The sequence below is a fragment of the Hymenobacter sp. 15J16-1T3B genome (genome assembly GCF_020711235.1).
Classification (GTDB): domain Bacteria; phylum Bacteroidota; class Bacteroidia; order Cytophagales; family Hymenobacteraceae; genus Solirubrum.
Genome location: NZ_JAJFAV010000002.1, coordinates 52,694 through 68,299, shown reverse-complemented (window position 1 = coordinate 68,299; position 15,606 = coordinate 52,694). Strand labels below are relative to the sequence as shown.

The 15,606-nt window shown below is 63.9% G+C and carries 13 protein-coding genes; 7 read left to right on the top strand and 6 right to left on the bottom strand.

The genetic code is table 11. The features are described 5' to 3' along the window. Nucleotides 1-308 precede the first annotated feature (308 nt). The 3 genes from LJ737_RS03545 to LJ737_RS03535 all read left to right on the top strand — a co-directional run bounded on the left by LJ737_RS03545 (nt 309) and on the right by LJ737_RS03535 (nt 2,822). Nucleotides 309-1,613, top strand: coding sequence for a DUF349 domain-containing protein (locus LJ737_RS03545; protein ID WP_227763016.1), 1,305 nt, complete (start codon nt 309-311; stop codon nt 1,611-1,613). Nucleotides 1,614-1,760: 147 nt separating this feature from the next. Continuing rightward, nucleotides 1,761-1,982, top strand: coding sequence for a DUF2795 domain-containing protein (locus LJ737_RS03540; RefSeq protein ID WP_022821757.1), 222 nt, complete (start codon nt 1,761-1,763; stop codon nt 1,980-1,982). Nucleotides 1,983-2,045: 63 nt separating this feature from the next. Next, nucleotides 2,046-2,822, top strand: coding sequence for an ABC transporter ATP-binding protein (locus LJ737_RS03535; RefSeq protein ID WP_227763015.1), 777 nt, complete (start codon nt 2,046-2,048; stop codon nt 2,820-2,822). Nucleotides 2,823-3,069: 247 nt separating this feature from the next. On the opposite strand, the gene LJ737_RS03530 is transcribed toward LJ737_RS03535, so the two are convergent. The 5 genes from LJ737_RS03530 to LJ737_RS03510 all read right to left on the bottom strand — a co-directional run bounded on the left by LJ737_RS03530 (nt 3,070) and on the right by LJ737_RS03510 (nt 8,419). Then, nucleotides 3,070-4,242, bottom strand: a complete 1,173-nt coding sequence (locus LJ737_RS03530; protein WP_227763014.1) for a lycopene cyclase family protein — start codon at nt 4,240-4,242, stop codon at nt 3,070-3,072. 74 nt (nt 4,243-4,316) lie between these two features. Further along, nucleotides 4,317-4,949 carry an RBBP9/YdeN family alpha/beta hydrolase gene (locus LJ737_RS03525; protein ID WP_227763013.1) on the bottom strand — a complete coding sequence of 211 codons (633 nt, stop codon included), beginning with the start codon at nt 4,947-4,949 and terminating at the stop codon, nt 4,317-4,319. A 248-nt stretch (nt 4,950-5,197) separates the two neighbouring features. After that, on the bottom strand, nt 5,198-5,827 hold the full coding sequence (locus LJ737_RS03520; protein ID WP_227763012.1) for an RBBP9/YdeN family alpha/beta hydrolase: 630 nt from the start codon (nt 5,825-5,827) through the stop codon (nt 5,198-5,200). A gap of 162 nt (nt 5,828-5,989) precedes the next feature. Next, the gene (locus tag LJ737_RS03515; RefSeq protein WP_227763011.1) at nt 5,990-6,853 is read right to left on the bottom strand and encodes an LOG family protein; all 864 of its coding nucleotides are present in this window, start codon (nt 6,851-6,853) and stop codon (nt 5,990-5,992) included. 303 nt (nt 6,854-7,156) lie between these two features. After that, a complete protein-coding gene (locus LJ737_RS03510) occupies nt 7,157-8,419 on the bottom strand; it encodes an ABC transporter permease (RefSeq protein WP_227763010.1) in 1,263 nt (420 codons plus the stop codon). A 203-nt stretch (nt 8,420-8,622) separates the two neighbouring features. Between LJ737_RS03510 and queA the strand changes: the two genes are divergently transcribed. Next, nucleotides 8,623-9,675 carry a tRNA preQ1(34) S-adenosylmethionine ribosyltransferase-isomerase QueA gene (queA, locus tag LJ737_RS03505; protein WP_227763009.1) on the top strand — a complete coding sequence of 351 codons (1,053 nt, stop codon included), beginning with the start codon at nt 8,623-8,625 and terminating at the stop codon, nt 9,673-9,675. Nucleotides 9,676-9,782: 107 nt separating this feature from the next. Here queA and LJ737_RS03500 read toward each other — a convergent pair whose 3' ends face one another. Beyond that, the gene (locus LJ737_RS03500) at nt 9,783-10,172 is read right to left on the bottom strand and encodes a hypothetical protein (RefSeq protein WP_227763007.1); all 390 of its coding nucleotides are present in this window, start codon (nt 10,170-10,172) and stop codon (nt 9,783-9,785) included. 132 nt (nt 10,173-10,304) lie between these two features. Between LJ737_RS03500 and LJ737_RS03495 the strand changes: the two genes are divergently transcribed. The 3 genes from LJ737_RS03495 (at nt 10,305) to LJ737_RS03485 (ending at nt 15,466) form a co-directional block, all read left to right on the top strand. Further along, complete coding sequence (locus LJ737_RS03495) at nt 10,305-11,009, top strand: 2-C-methyl-D-erythritol 4-phosphate cytidylyltransferase (RefSeq protein WP_227763005.1); 705 nt, start codon at nt 10,305-10,307, stop codon at nt 11,007-11,009. Between the two features lie 219 nt (nt 11,010-11,228). After that, nucleotides 11,229-12,029 (top strand): enoyl-CoA hydratase-related protein, encoded by an 801-nt coding sequence (locus LJ737_RS03490; RefSeq protein WP_227763004.1) that lies wholly within the window; start codon nt 11,229-11,231, stop codon nt 12,027-12,029. 155 nt (nt 12,030-12,184) lie between these two features. Next, complete coding sequence (locus LJ737_RS03485; protein WP_227763003.1) at nt 12,185-15,466, top strand: T9SS type A sorting domain-containing protein; 3,282 nt, start codon at nt 12,185-12,187, stop codon at nt 15,464-15,466. The last annotated feature ends 140 nt before the right edge of the window (nt 15,467-15,606 follow it).

Genomic DNA, 15,606 nt, shown 5'->3' with positions numbered 1-15,606 from the left:
CTTCGACAAGCTCAGCATGACGTGCGGGTGAGACGGGCGGACGGGTTCTTACGCCTTCTCACCCGTTCTCACAAAGCTACACCACCCGCGCTACAGAAAACAGCCTGATAAGTTTACTTGCATCATATATAGGTTCTAATGCAACTTCCGGCAGCGGATGCCGCCTCGCTTGGCTGCGCGTTCGTTTTATTGCCTAACCAAGCTCCTCCATCTCCGTACCGTCAAGTCGTTACGAAACCCGTAAACTTGTACGTTGTTCGTTTTCCGCCACCCACCACCCCGCACCTATTCAATAGGTTAGTATCCGTATGGAACAGCAAACCCAGCTGCTCACCCAAGCCCGTCAGTTTGGCTACATCGAAGGCGACCAGGTTTGGTTGCGGCCCTTCATGGAATTCCCCGCTCGCCAGGTCGGGCAGGTAAAAGACACCGAGGACGCCGCCCTCATTTACTTCGCCCAACGCTTCGAAAGCTTCCGCGGCAAGGTCGACGACCTGCTGGCCCGCATCGACGAATCCGAAAACAAGGGTTCTTTTCTGATGAAGGCCCTGCACCTGAAGGAGCAAATCGGCGCCTACGACGGCCTCGGCGACTTCACGGCCCTGCACGAGCGCCTCACCGAGGCCGAAGAGCAGATCCGGACGCTGGTGGCCCGCAACCGCGAGAAAAACCTGGCCACCAAAGCCAAAATCATCGAGGAAGCCGAAGCCCTGCACACCAGCGTGGACTGGCAGGCCGGCGCCGAGGTGCTCAAGGATCTGCGCCAGGCCTGGATCAAGACCGGGCCCGTGGCCAAGGAACTGACCGACGAGATGGAAAATCGTTTCCAGGCCGCCGTCGAAGACTTTTACACCCGCAAGAAAGCGTTCCAGGCCGACAAAAAGGCCATGACCAACCGGGCGTTTGAGAAGTACAAGTCGCTCATTCACAAATCCGAAGCTCTGCAGAACTCCGAGGACTGGGAGGGCGTAACGGCCCAGCTCAAGGACTTGCAGCAGCAGTGGAAGGAAGTAGGCGGCTCCTTGCCGCGCAAAACCGCCAATGACCTCTGGACGCGCTTCCGCGCCGCCCACAACCGCTTCTTCGACCGCCTGAAGGAGCACATCAGCTCTAAGCGCAGCGAGGCCAAGGACCACTACATGGACGACAACCTCACCCGCAAGCGCGACTTGGTGAAGGAAGCCGAAGCCCTGGTGGAGCGCCCCATGCACGAGGCCGTGGCCCGCGCCAAGGAGCTGCAAACGGCCTGGAAAAAGGTCGGCCCGGTGCGCGGCCCCGAGTCGGACCGGGTGTGGGAGCAGTTCCTCTCCGCCTGCGACCGGGTGTTCGAGCTCAGCTCCCTGGAGCACTACATCCGCAAGCGCCAGCCCCAGGAAGGCCCCAAGCCCCCGGCCGACGAGCAGTACCAGCAGCGAGTGGCCGCCCTCAAGGACTTCATCAAGTACGACCGACAGGAGCAGGCCGTGCTCGAGGAAAACCTGGGCAAGCTCACCGACACGCCCGGCAACGAGGCGTTCCGCAGCATGCTGCAGAGCAAAATCCGGGCGTTTGAGCGGAAAATCCGCACCAAAAACGACCTCATCGAATTCCTGCGCCTGCGCTACCAGCAGTAGCCAACATTTCGGCCGCGTTTGCGTTGTCAGCCCAACGCCCGGCCGCTTTCTGACGCCTTGTCCTACGGCCGCCGGTCGGCCGGGTTTTTGCGGGCCCCGCGCCTGATACCTTTCTCAACTTCCCCCCTTTTTACGCACACCCTGACTATGTACTGGACCCTGGAACTTGCCTCGTACCTGGAAGACGCTCCCTGGCCGGCCACCAAAGACGAGCTGATTGACTACTCGATCCGCTCGGGCGCCCCGATGGAAGTCGTGGAAAATCTGCAAGCCCTCGAAGACGACGGCCAGCCCTACGAAAGCATCGAGGAAGTGTGGCCGGACTACCCGACCAAGGAGGACTTCATGTTTAACGAGGACGAATACTAAGGCAGTTATCGGTTTTTAGTTGTCCGTTGCCAGGGCCTTGATCGGCCTGAAGCGGCCCTTCAAATGAGCCTGACCGCCAACGCACAACTGACAACTGACAACATACCCGCGCTGCGCGCGGAACATCTGGTTGCGGGGTACGAACGACGCGTTCTGCTCCGCAACCTTTTTTTGTCCGTTCCCCAAGGCGCCTTCGTGGCCATCGTAGGTCACAACGGGGCCGGGAAAACCACCCTGTTTCGGGTATTAACGGGCCAGCTGCCCTACCAGGGGCAGGTTGCCGTTCAGGGCCGCGACCTGCGCACCGTGCGCCGCCCGGCCGTGGAAGGCCTGCTGGCCCACCTGCCTCAGCGCAACGTGGTCAGCTTCCCCATCGACGTGCGGGAGTTGGTGGTGATGGGCCGTTTCCGCCAGCACCGCGGCCTACTGGCCAGCTACACCGCCGCCGACTACGCCCAGGCCGACGCCGCCCTGCAGGAAGTTGGAGCCGCCCACCTCGCCCACCGCGACTTCACCCTGCTCTCCGGCGGCGAGCAGCAGCTCGTGTGGCTGGCCCAGTTGCGCCTGCAGGATGCCGCGCTCTGGCTGCTCGATGAGCCCACCCAGCAGCTCGACGTGTATTACCGCCGCCGGGTGTTCCGCCTGCTGCGCCGCTGGGGTCAGGAGCTCGGCAAAACCATCCTCTGCATCACCCATGACCTGGAGCAGCTGCCCGACTTGCCCGGCTACCTGCTGAATATGTCGGCCCCCGAGCCGCAGCTGCAGCCCCTGAGCCGCACCACCGTGGATGCCGCCCGCGCGTGGTTGGAAAATGAAGCCAGTCTTGAGCGGGTGGAATAGTACTGAATGAGTGGAAAAGCCCGTCATACGTCATCTGGCGTACGCGCAGCGCAGGACTTTCCTCACGTCCTGCACCGCCGCTTAGGCTAGACTCAAACTTTGACGCTTGAACGATAGCCAGAGAAAAGAAGCGCCGCCACCAATGCCCAAGTACAAAGGCGTTGGTGGCGGCGCTTCTTAGTTGGTGCGGGATAGGAGAAAGGTCCTTCGGCTTCGCCTCAGGACGACGGCCTTTTCTACCAGCCACTCATTCCTCCCTCTTGCCAGGCTGGCCGCGCAACACCTGCACAATGGAGCGCAGAAAAGGCCAGGGTGTAACGGAATTCATCACTTGCAGATTTTGTGGCCAAGTCGTGCGCTCGTCCAAAAAATCCAGAATGCGCTCGACGGGGTTGCGCTGAAACAGCTCGGCGAAAATGTCGCGCGTCCGTTCGCCCCGGCGCTGCATGATGTCGAGCAGCAAGGTATCGAAGAGGTGAAACTGCCACCGGTCGCCGGTTAAGTCGTGGGGCAGCGTGCCGGTAGTGGCCAGCGCCTCGGTGAGCCGAGCCGCCTGCTGCTGCATGCGCAGAAAGGCGTAGCCCGTGCTGGCTTTGACGCGCCCGCCCCGGGTGCCCAGGTTGACGATATGCGCCCCGTCGCGGGCCTCGAACGAGTGGTCGGTCATCGGAATGGCGCCGGTTTCCGTTTCCGCCACGCGGTAGGGCCGCCCTGCCAGCAACTGGTGCAGGTAAGCGCGCAGGGCTTCTTCGTACTCCGCCGGCTGCAGCAATTGACTTGAAAACAACGTGTATTCCACCAGCGCCCGGCGCGGGCCAAAAGGCAGCACGTACACGAAGCGGCACTCCCGCTGCTGGGGCACGGTGAAGTCCATAAACACCGGCGTGGCCGCATCGAAAGCGTCGAAATCCGTCTCTACCTCCCAGCCCACAAAGTGCTGCCAGAGGTAACGCCGGTCGGGCCGGGGTGTCAGGTGGGGCGGGCGGCTATCAAAGGCGTAACGCGCCCGGAACTCGCCGGCTGAAGTGTGAGCTACCACGCCAGCGGGCGTGTTGACGAGGTGCTCCACGCGGGCCTCCACGCGCGTAAACTGGGCCGGGCGCGCCGCCAGCGCGGCCTGCACAAAGCGGTAGAAGTCGAGCCCGCGCAGGGTGCAGTAGCGGTGCCGCCGCAGCGGCAGCACTACAGAAAACTGCGGGCTGCGAAAGGCGAGTTGCCGCCACTCGGCCGCCAGCACGGCGTCGTAGGGCGTGGGCTGGTCGGTCCAGAACGACCAGGTGCGGTCGTTCTGCTCTTTGGCGGCGGGCTCCAGCAGCAGCACGCGCTTGCCCCGTAGGCGCGGCTCTTGGCTCAGGTGGTAGGCCAGGCTCAGACCGGCCGCCCCGCCCCCGGCCAGTAAGTAATCGTATTCGGGCTCCAAGTGGTGGAAACGTAACGTGACGGGCCCGCGGTACCTCGGCCCCGGCCCAAGCTACGGATTCCGGGCCGCCTGGGCTACGCGCGCGCCAGCCAGGGCGGCAGAAAGGCGCCGGTCATGTCGCGGATGGCGTCGCACACGTCCGGGTCCAGTTCGGAGCTGAAGTGCTGCCGGCCCGGCAGGATGTTGACGCGGGCCTGCAGGCGCTCCAGCCACAGCTTTTCGTTTTGCTGATAACCCGTGGTATACGGGTCGTCGTCCGAAAGCATGACCACCAGTTTGTCGTCGGGAATGGTGCGGCGGGCCCGCTCGTAATCCACCGGCGCGTTCATCCAGTTCAGGATGTCCTGCCAGGGATTGTCGATGAGAAACCAACCGGCCACGCAGAGCACGCCACCCACCCGCACCGCCGGGTCTTGCTTGTTGATTTCAGCAAGGTGGTGCAGAATGGCCAGGCAGCCCACGCTGTGGCCTACGAGGTAGGTTTCTTCGCGGCGCAGTCGTTCGACCGGCAGCATTTCCGCCAGGTAGTCCACCGCGTTGCTAACGGTGGGAATCTGCCAAGCGGGCATGTCCAGGGGCTGCACTTCGTAGCGGCAGTGGTCTTCGGTGGAAGCAGCTTCAAGCTGCTGTTTCAACCACGGGTACCAGTCGCTGCAACTGTTGCCGCCCCAACGCGGAATAATATAAACGTGCTTAACAGGAACCATATGGGAGTCGTTCGTGGACCGGACGCGTCAATTAAGTCTAGACTCAGCCCAAGTATTATACCCTAAGTATAAATACTAGAACATTATTTATCCTTATATTCCCAAAATGGTCCTATATTCCCAATACAGGAAAGGCTTGACGTACGTCAAGCCTTTCCTGTATTCTTGGCTGGTGCGACCTGTCAACTTCGCACTCTGGGCGCTAACTCGCTGCGTAAACCGGGCTCAACAGCTGATGTTTTCTGTTACTAGCGCGCGGTTTCGGTGTGGTCGAAGGCCCCGGCTAGGTCCCGCACGGCATCGCGTACATCCAAGTCCAGCGTGGCGCTGAAATGCTGCCGGCCCGGCAGAATGCTCACCTGGGCCTGCAGGCGCTCCAGCCACAACTTTTCGTTTTGCTGGTAAGCCGAGGTGTACGGGTCGTCGTCGGAAAGGAGCACCATTAACTTGTCCTCCGGAATGGCTTGCCGGGCCAGTTCGTAATCAATGGGCGCGTTCATCCAATGCAGGATGTCCTGCCAGGGGCTGTCGACCATAAACCAGCCGGCCACGCAGAGCACCCCGCCCACCCGCACGGCCGGGTCCTGCTTGTTAATCTCGGCGAGGTAATGCAGAATGGCCAGGCAGCCCACGCTGTGGCCCACCAAGTAGATATCCTGCTCGCGCAGCTTAACGGGCGGCAGCAGCTGGGCCAAGTGGTCTACGGCTTGGCTGATGACGGGGACATCCCAGGCGGGCATGTCCAGCGGGTGTACTTCGTAGCGGCAATGGTCCTCCGCCGATGCTTGTTCGAGCTGCTGCTTTAGCCAGGGGTACCAGTCGCTGCCGGAGTTACCGCCCCAGCGCGGGACGATGTAAACGTGTTTGGTGGAATTCATACTAGTGAACCGAGAAGGGGAAAAGGCCGAAATTCTTTCCGGCACAATAACAGGACTACATATAACGCAAATAATAGCACATAACCAAACTTGGTTTGACTTTGCCCAACAAAAAAGCCCCCGGCTGGGCCGGGGGCTTTGCGTGGTAGCGCCAGCCGAAGCTTAGAAGTTCGGGGAGAGCAGGTACTTCTGGTAGAAATCGTCGATGATTTTCACGGCCGAAGCCGCGTCGTCCACGATTTGCACCAGCTGCATGTCTTCGGGCGAGATGTTGTGCTCCTCGTGCAGCATCACGTCCTCGATCCACTGGAACAGGCCGTTCCAGTAAGCGGAGCCCACCAGCACGATGGGGAAACGGCCGATTTTGCGGGTCTGAATCAGGGTAATGGCTTCGAACAGTTCGTCGAGGGTGCCGAAGCCGCCGGGCATGCCGATGAAGCCCTGGGCGTACTTCACGAACATCACCTTGCGCACGAAGAAGTAATCGAAGTTGATAACCTTGTCCGGGTCGATGTAGATGTTGTGCGTCTGTTCGAAGGGCAGCTCGATGTTGAGGCCCACCGACTTACCGCCCTCGGAGCGGGCACCTTTGTTACCGGCTTCCATGATGCCGGGGCCGCCGCCGGTGATGACACCATAGCCGTGGCGCACCAGCTTGGCCGCAATTTCCTCGGCCAGTTGGTAATACGGGTTGTCGGGCTTGGTGCGGGCCGAGCCGAACACCGACACACAGGGGCCGATTTTGGACATCTTTTCGAAGCCCTCCACGAACTCGGCCATCACCTTGAAGATCTGCCAGGAGTCGGCAATCTTAATCTCGTTCCAGTCCTTGTCGACGAAGGCCTTGCGGATGCGCTGCTCGTCGTCGAGTTGGGTGGTCCGCTCGCCGTGCTCTTTCTCCCGCAGGTCGCTGATGGTCGTGGCCTTGTTGTCGTTGACGTCGGGCTGCACGATGGTTTGGCCGCTACCGACGTTGTGGGCTTCTTCCTGAAGCTTGGTTTTGCTGCTTTTTTTCAGTTTGGTCATAGCCACGCTGAGGTAATGTGCCGGGCCGCCTGGGTCTTCAAGGGCTGATGCAACCGCACAGGTTCGGGCGCGGCGGACCGGGAAGTGAAAAAATGGGAATGAATTAGGGGGCAAAAGAAAGGCCGTTCGACGCCTACGCGGCGGAACGACCAAAAGTATGGGCGGCCAAGTTAACAATTTGTTAACATCCGCCTCACTAGTATGGCTAATTTGTTATCGGATGAATACCGCTCCGACGCCACCATGAGCGAGCCTGAAGCATCGGCCCGCTGCTTCAAATCCGGGCGAAGCTGCCGCTAAATGCTATTTCGCCCGGATTGCGTCCACCGGGTCCATCATGGCGGCCACCACGGCCGGCACGATGCCCGAGATGATGCCGATGAGCACCGAGAGGCCCAGGCCCAGGATGATGCGGTTCAGCGTCATGAAGATGCGGAAGGAATCCTGGGGCACCAGCGTGACCAGCCACACCAGAAACAGCCCGGCGGCCCCGCCGATCAGGCAGAGAAACACGGCTTCGAAGAGAAACTGCGAGAGAATAAAGTAGTTCTTGGCCCCGAGCGACTTTTGAATGCCGATGAGGCTGGTGCGCTCCTTCACCGACACGAACATGATGTTGGCAATGCCGAAGCCGCCCACCAAGGTGGCCAGCCCGCCGATGAGCGCCCCGGCCACGCCGATGACGCCGAACAGCTTGGTAATGGCGTCGGCCAGCATTTCGGGGCGGTTCAGGGCAAAGTCGTCTTCCTCGCGGGGCTTCAGGCCGCGGATGTTGCGCATGGCGCCCTGCACTTCGGCTTCGAGGTTGAGCAGGCCCGGGTCGTTGTCGGTGCCCTTGATGCCGATGGTGCCTTGCGCGCCGCCCATGCCGCCGGTGCTCAGGGCGTAAATTTTCGTGAAGGCGCCCAGCGGCACGAGGCAGTTGGTATCGTTGCTGGGCGTGTCGATGAGCTTCTTGCCCTCGCGCTCCATCACCCCCACAATCACGAAGCGGCGCCCGTGGGTCTGGAATTCGCGGCCCACCGCCGAGCCCACGGGGTAGAGGTTGTGGGCAATGTCGTAGCCCACCACGGCCACGTTGCGGGCCGCTTCCACTTCCTGCGGCGTGAAGTAGCGCCCTTCCTGAATCGGTACGTCCGACACCTTGCGGTAGTCGAAGGTGACGCCCTGCAGGGCAATGCTTTCGACGCTGTTGGAGCCGGCCTTGAGGGTGTTGCCGCCGCGGGCGGCAAACAAGGCAATGCCGCGGTTGTTCTCGGGCGTGAGCACGCGCTGCAGCTGCCGGAAGTCGCGCATGGTGGGGCTGGGCCGGTTGAAGTACTTCCACCAGGGGTAGTCGCCGCCGAAGGCCCAGGGCCACTTGGCCACGTAAATGACTTTGTCGCCCACAAAGCTCATGCTCTGCCGGATGCTCGCCTCCAGGGAGTCGACCACGGTGAACACCGCGATGATGGCGAAGATGCCGATGGTGACGCCCAGCAGCGACAGAATGGTGCGCAGCAAATCGGCCTGCAGGGCCTGCCAGGCAAACCGGAAGCTTTCAAACGTCAGGCGAAGGGTTTTCATAGCAGGTCAAGAGCGGAGTGGTAAAGTTGGGGATTTGTGACTACCAATATGACGTTGTGTAGAGCAACAACTCACCCTTCACAAATTCACAATTTCACCTTTTCGGGCGGAAGGTAACTATATATCCGGGCGGGTTACGTACTTTTGCAATCCGAAAAAAATGCGTATTCTCCCCGCATTGTTGCCTGTACTCAACGCTGGCCATGAAGCTTTCTGAATTTAAGTTTGACCTGCCCGAATCCCTGGTAGCCCAGCACCCCGCCAAGCAGCGCGACGAGTCGCGCCTGATGGTGGTGCACCGCGACTCGGGGCGCATCGAGCACCGCACCTTCAAAGATATCATCGAATACTTCGACGACGGCGACGTATTCGTGGTAAACGACACGAAGGTATTTCCCGCCCGCCTCTACGGCAACAAAGAAAAAACCGGCGCCAAGATTGAAGTGTTCCTGCTGCGCGAGCTGAACAAGGAACTGCACCTGTGGGACGTGCTCGTGGACCCGGCGCGCAAAATCCGCGTCGGCAACAAGCTGTACTTCGACGACGACGGCATCATGGTGGCCGAAGTCATTGACAACACCACCTCGCGCGGCCGCACCATCAAGTTCCTGTTCGACGGCCCGGAGGAGGACTTCTACAAAGCCCTGCACGATTTGGGCGAAACGCCGCTGCCCAAGGAGGTCATCACCCGCGACCCGGAAACGGCCGACAAGGAGCGTTACCAGACCATCTACGCCAAGCACACGGGCGCCGTGGCCGCGCCCTCGGCTGGCCTGCACTTCACCCGCGAAGTTATCAAGCGCCTCGAAATCAAAGGCGTGGAAATGGTGCCGGTGACCATGCACGTGGGCCTGGGCACGTTCCGCCCCGTCGACGTGGAAGACCTGACCAAGCACAAGATGGACTCGGAAAACTTCATCGTGCCGGCCGAATCGGCCACCGTTGTGAACCGCGCCCTCGACCAAAAAAAACGCGTGTGCGCCGTGGGCACCACCTCCATGCGCGCCATGGAATCGTCGGTGTCGGCCAACTCGCGCCTGAAGCCCACGGAAGGCTGGACCGATAAGTTCATCTTCCCGCCCTACGAGTTCAAGATTGCCAACTGCTTGCTCACGAACTTCCACATGCCGGAAAGCACGCTGATGATGCTGGCCTCGGCCTTCGCCGGCTACGACCTGCTCATCGAGGCGTACCAGACGGCCATCAAGGAGAAGTATAAGTTCTTCAGCTACGGCGACGCCATGCTGATTCTGTAACTGGGCACCAAGGCGACAGGTGACGCTCAACCCGTCAGCAGTCGTCCTGGAACCGCAAAGCCCGGCCGTGTTTCCACGGCCGGGCTTTTTTGTGTGGGTACGGGCGTTTATTCAACTGGATTGCGCCCGGCCGACGAGTCGGGGGCGCGCAGGGTTTGGTTGACGACCAGCTCGTCGACCTGCAGCCGCCGGATGGTCAGCTGCCCGACTTCCAGCTTTTGCAGCCGGGCCTGGGCCACGCGCAGCCGGCGAATGGCCACCACGCCCACGGCCAAAGCCCCGACGGCCAGGGCCCCAATGGCCGCCGCGCCGACGGCTAAGGCCCCGCGGGCGCTGGCCCCGGTGGCCTGCGCGCCGGTAACCGAAGCGCCCGTAGCCTGGGCCCCGATAGCCTGAGCCCCGATGGCCTGGTGACTGATACGGGTGGCGCCGGCAGCCTCTTGGCCAGCAGACGCGGTGCTTGATGATGGGACGGCGTGGTCAGCAGCTGGTTTCATGGCAACGAGCGTAGGGAGAAAGTCCTAACCGGGTTAAGACGCAGCGCCGGGCGAGGAAGTTGCGGGCGGTCCGGTGGCCGGCGGCCACTTACTTTTACGCCCGATTCGTTTGCCATTCCAGTTTCCTCTGCCGTGCCCTCTGCTCCTGCTCCCAGCATTTCCTCTCCCGATACCCGCTTGGCCATCATCGTGGCCGGGGGCAGCGGCACGCGCATGGGCGCCGACCGGCCCAAGCAGTTTCTGGCGCTGCGCGGGGAACCGGTGCTGGTGCACACGCTGCGCCGCTTCGCCGAGCCGGCCTTGGGAGTCGAGCGCATCGTGTTGGTGCTGCCCGCCGAGCAGCTGGCCGTGTGGCGGGAGCTGCACGCGCGCTACGCGCCGGAACTGGCCCACGAGGTGGCCACGGGCGGGGCCTCGCGCTGGGCCTCGGTGCGGCAGGGCCTGGCGCAGCTGAAGGACTACAGCGCTGGCGTGGTGGCCGTGCACGACGGCGTGCGGCCGCTGACCCCGACGAGTGTTATCGAAACCACCTACGCGGCGGCGGCCCGGCACGGGGCGGCGGTGGCGGCCGTGGCGCCCAAAGACTCAGTGCGCGGCCTGTCGGCCACCGGTTCTTACGCCCTGGACCGCTCGCGCCTGCGCCTGGTGCAAACGCCGCAGTGCTTCGAGCTGGAGCTGCTGCGCCGCGCCTACCAGCTGCCCGAGCTGCCCACTTTTACCGACGACGCAAGCGTGGTGGAGGACCTGCACCCGATTCAGCTGGTGCCGGGCGACTACCGCAACTTGAAAATAACCACGCCGGAAGACCTGCTGCTGGCCGAAGCGCTGCTGGGGTAACGACGCACTCCGCTGTGAGGTCGAAGCCAGCGACTTGATCAGCGCACCGACTACCGCAACCGCCGTGCCCTCACTCGGTAATGCCAGCTGCGGGCGCAGCGGCCGTGGTGGGGTGGCCAAAGCAGAACTGTTTCGACGGGCGCCGCGCATGGCGGCGGGCTGAACCGATGGCAGCTACTTTTACGGCTGCTCATACTCTCACCCCCTCATCTTCCAACCATGCCCGAATACACCAGCCTGCTCTACGAGGTGCGCCCCGACGGCGTAGCCACCATCACCCTGAACCGCCCCGAGGTCTTCAACGCGTTTAACGACGCGCAGAGCTACGAGCTGCAGGATGCGCTCAAGCAAGTCGCCCTTGATGAGCAGGTGCGGGCCGTGGTGCTGACCGGCGCCGGCCGCGCGTTTTGCTCGGGCCAGGACCTGAAAGCCTCGCAGCAGGCGGCCACCGACGACGGCAGCTTCTCCTTCTATGACACGCTGCACCAGCGCTACAACCCCATCATCCGGGCCATGCGCGCGTTGCCCAAGCCCATTGTCTGCCGCCTCAACGGCGTGGCCGCCGGTGCCGGCTGCTCCCTGGCCCTGGCCTGCGACGCCATCGTGGCCTCCACCGACGCCTCGCTGATTGAGGTGTTCATCAACATCGGCCTGGTGCCGGACTCGGGCTCCTCGTATTTCCTGCCGCGGCTCGTGGGCAGCCTCAAGGCCTTTGAGCTGTGCGCGCTCGGCTCGAAGGTGCCCGCCGACGAAGCCCTGCGCCTGGGCTTGGTGAATCAGGTGGTGGCGCCCGCGCAGCTCGACGAAGCGGCCTACGGCCTGGCCGCCCGCTACGCCGCCGCGCCCACCAAAGCCATCGGCCTGATCAAGCAGATGCTAAACAAATCGGGAGCGGCCTCGCTCGACGAAATGCTCGATTACGAAGCAGACTGCCAGCAGATTGCGGGCGAAAGCGCCGATTACCGGGAAGGCGTGCAGGCCTTCAGCGAAAAACGCAAACCCGTGTTTCAGGGCAAATAACCCCGGATCAGCGACGAAGCCAAGCGGCCGGTTTTCTACCCGAAGACCGGCCGCTTGCGTTGGCCGCCCCCCCTATCGGCAGGACCGTTTCGATTAGCGCCGCCAAATACGGCGCGGATGGTAATTTGCTCCCTTAAATTGTTTCATCTCGATTTATGCGAAAACCTGTACTGTTGACAATCCAATCCGTTGTGGCCGGTGGGCTTTGCCTGCTGGCCGGCGCCGCGCAGGCCCAAACTCCCGATTGGCAAACCGCCGTGGCCCTGGCCGGCGACGTGCAGGTGCAGGCCAGCACCGCCGACGCCAACGGCAACGTGTACCTGGCCGGCGGCTTTGCCGGCATCGTCACGCTCGGCGGCACCACGCTGAGCACCACCAACGGCCAGGAAATCTTCGTGGCCAAGTGGAACCCCAACACCGGCTTTGCCTGGGCGCTGCAGGCCACCACCAGCGGCAGCGGCCGCAACCAGGCCACGGCCATTGCGGTGGCACCGGGCTACGTGTACGTGGCCGGCAACTTCGTGGGGCCGACCCTGACGCTGGGCAGCCGCCCGACCCTGACCAACGCCCAGGGCGGCACCAGCGACATCTTCCTGGCCCGCGTCACCGACTTTGGCACCAGCGGCACGGTGAGCTGGGCCAAACGCGCGGGCGGCACAGCCAACGACTACGCCACCAGCCTCAGCAACTACGCTTCTACCTACCTGTACCTGGGCGGCTCGACCGGCGGTAGCGCCACGTTCGATTCGTACACCTTGCCGGGTTCGGGCGGCTTCGTGGCCCGCTACTACGCTTCGGCCCCCAGCCTGCCCGTCAGCCCGGCGCCGGTGGTGCGGGCCGGCGACAACGTGACGGCCCTGCAGGTCTTCGGCAACTTCGTGTACGCCGCCGGCACCTTCACCAATGCGGCCAACACCATGCCCGGCGGCCCGCTGACCAGTGACGGGGGCGAAGACGTCTTCGCCCTGAAGCTGGACTATTTCGACGTGAACACGCAGTACTGGGCCCAGCGGGCCGGCGGCACCGGCGACGACTACGCCCGCAGCCTGACCACCAACGGCAGCAGCGTGTACGTGGGCGGCAGCTACCGCAGCGCCAGCGCGGCCTTCGGCGGCACCACGCTCACCAATGCCGGGGCCGCCAACCTGTTCGTGAGCAAGCTCACCGACGCGGGCAGCTCGGCCAGTTGGGCCTGGGCCCTGCAAAACGGCGGTACCAGCACCAGCCCCGCCAACAGCATCAACGGCCTTGGCGTCTACGGCTCGAGCGTGTACGCCGCCGGGGAGTTTGCCGGCACGGCCAGCTTCGGCAGCCGCTCGCTCACCAGCGCCGGCGGCACCGACGTGGTGGTGGCCAAAATCACCGACGCGGGTGCCTCGGCCAGCTTCGTGGGGGGCCAGCAGGCCGGCGGCGCCGGCGCCGACTACGCCAGTGCCTTGGGCCGCCTCGATTCGCGCACGTGGTTTGCGGCCGGGCAGGTGGCTACGCCCGCCGCGTTTGGCACCGGCTTCAGCATCGGCACCAACGCCGGCTCGCGCCCGGGCTACGTGGCCCTGCTTTCCGACCCGGCCCCGCTGCTGACCCTGGCAGCGCCCAACGCCGGCCTCGCCGGCTCGACGGTCACCCTCTACGGCCAGGGCCTGACCGGCACCACGGCCATTACCTTCGCCGGCAGCGGCAACAACGTGGTCACGTCGGGCTTCACCGTCAACGCCGCCGGCACGCAGATCAGCGGCGTGGTGGTGCCCGCCGGCGCCCAATCGGGCCAGGTAAACGTGACCACGGCCAGCGGCAGCAGCAACGGCTTGGTCAACTACACCGTGCTGACCAGCCCCAATCCGGCCCCGGAGTGGCAAAACGCCCAGGTCGTTGCCAACGCCAGCCTGATTCGCTGGGCGGCCCCGCTGCCCAACGGGGCGGTGGTGGTGGCCGGCGAGTTTAGCGGCAGCATCACGCTGGGCAGCACCACCCTCACCAGCGCGGGCGGCCTCGATGTGTTCGTGGCCAAGTTCAACCCCGCCACCGGCACCTACACCTGGGCCGTGCGCGCCGGCGCCGCGGCCAACGAAGACGTGTTTGCCGGCGTGGCCGTGAGCGGCAGCAACATCTACCTGGCCGGGCAGTTCACAACCCAGTCGATTTCGTTCGGCAATACCACGCTGACGGCCACCTCGGCGGGCCCTTACAACGGCTACGTGGCCAAGCTCACCGACGCGGGCAGCTCGGCCAGCTGGGGCTGGGCGCAACTGCTCGACGACAACAGCGGCGTGTTTGTGGAAGCGCTGACGGCCACCGGCAACAACGTGTACGTGGGCGGTGACTTCACCGGCCCCTCCCTGACGGTGGGCAACCGCACTGTCAGCGGCAACGTCAGCCAAGACGACGGCTACGTGGCCCGCCTCACCGACAACGGCAGCTCGGCCACCTGCAACTGGATCAAAACCGTGGGCAGCCCCGACGGCAGCACCGTCAACGTGTACGGCCTGAGCGCTACCGGCTCGACGGTATACCTGAGCGCGGTGCTTTACGGCTCCGTCAGCTTCGGCACCACCACGGTGACGGCGGCCGGCTCCAGCGGCAGTGCTTCCAGCACCAACGACATTGCCGTGGCGCGCCTCATCGACGGCGGCACCTCGGCCGACTTTGCGGGCGCCCTGCGGGCTGGCGGCATCGGTTCGGAGTTTCCGGTGGGCCTGACGGCAGGTCCTAGCGGCACGGTATACGTATCGGGCCGCACCAACAGCAGCAGCTGGACGGGAGCGACCTTGACGGGTACCGGTTCGGGCTTCGTGATGAAAGTGGTCGACACCAACGGCGCGCTGAGCGTGGGCTGGGTGCAGCTGCTCAACACTTTCGTAAACCAACTGGCCGTCAACGGCACCGGCATCTACGCCGCCACGACGCTGGTGGGCACCGAAACCTACGGCGGCACAACGCTGCGCAGCGCCGGCGGCTCCGACGGCCTAGTGGTGCGCCTCACCGACAACGGCAGCAGCCCGAGCATCAGCTGGGCCCGCGCAGCCGGCGGCCTGGGCGGCGACAGTTTCCGGGCCTTGGCCCTGAGCGGCAACCAGGTTGTGGTCGGGGGCACCGCCACGCCGCTGGCCGCCTTCGGCAGCTTGGTGGTGAGCAGCCCCGCGGGCGTCACGACGGCCGCCTTGGGCGTGCTCAACGACCCGCTGCTGCTGGCCACCGCGGCCCCGGGCCACAGCCGCCCGCAGCTGGCCCTGTACCCCAACCCGGCCCGCACCCAGGTAACGATGCGGCTGCCGGCCGGCGCCGCGGCTCAGCCCACGCTGCTTGATGCGCTGGGCCGGGAAGTGCGCCGTTACCCGGCCAGCGGCAAAGCCGAGGCCGTGCTGGACCTGCGCGGACTGCCCGCCGGGGTGTACGTGCTGCGTTGCGGCCCGGTCAGCCAGCGCCTGATTGTGGAATAAGCTCATCGGACCGCTTCTCCGGAAGTTACCGGCTCAACTGTACCGACCATGCCCCCGTGCTCCTCGTCAGCACGGGGGCGTGTTTTTTTTTGTGCCCCAGCCACTACGTGACGCTTGTTGCTTCGGGCCGCAAATCGGCT

Excerpts from the sequence above, each read along its gene's own strand:
- LJ737_RS03510 (WP_227763010.1), bottom strand. The coding sequence starts at position 8,419 with ATGAAAACCCTTCGCCTGACGTTTGAAAGCTTCCGGTTTGCCTGGCAG.
- LJ737_RS03520 (WP_227763012.1), bottom strand. The coding sequence starts at position 5,827 with ATGAATTCCACCAAACACGTTTACATCGTCCCGCGCTGGGGCGGTAAC.
- LJ737_RS03535 (WP_227763015.1), top strand. The coding sequence starts at position 2,046 with ATGAGCCTGACCGCCAACGCACAACTGACAACTGACAACATACCCGCG.
- LJ737_RS03545 (WP_227763016.1), top strand. The coding sequence starts at position 309 with ATGGAACAGCAAACCCAGCTGCTCACCCAAGCCCGTCAGTTTGGCTAC.
- LJ737_RS03540 (WP_022821757.1), top strand. The coding sequence starts at position 1,761 with ATGTACTGGACCCTGGAACTTGCCTCGTACCTGGAAGACGCTCCCTGG.
- LJ737_RS03485 (WP_227763003.1), top strand. The coding sequence starts at position 12,185 with ATGCGAAAACCTGTACTGTTGACAATCCAATCCGTTGTGGCCGGTGGG.
- LJ737_RS03490 (WP_227763004.1), top strand. The coding sequence starts at position 11,229 with ATGCCCGAATACACCAGCCTGCTCTACGAGGTGCGCCCCGACGGCGTA.
- queA (WP_227763009.1), top strand. The coding sequence starts at position 8,623 with ATGAAGCTTTCTGAATTTAAGTTTGACCTGCCCGAATCCCTGGTAGCC.
- LJ737_RS03525 (WP_227763013.1), bottom strand. The coding sequence starts at position 4,949 with ATGGTTCCTGTTAAGCACGTTTATATTATTCCGCGTTGGGGCGGCAAC.
- LJ737_RS03515 (WP_227763011.1), bottom strand. The coding sequence starts at position 6,853 with ATGACCAAACTGAAAAAAAGCAGCAAAACCAAGCTTCAGGAAGAAGCC.
- LJ737_RS03500 (WP_227763007.1), bottom strand. The coding sequence starts at position 10,172 with ATGAAACCAGCTGCTGACCACGCCGTCCCATCATCAAGCACCGCGTCT.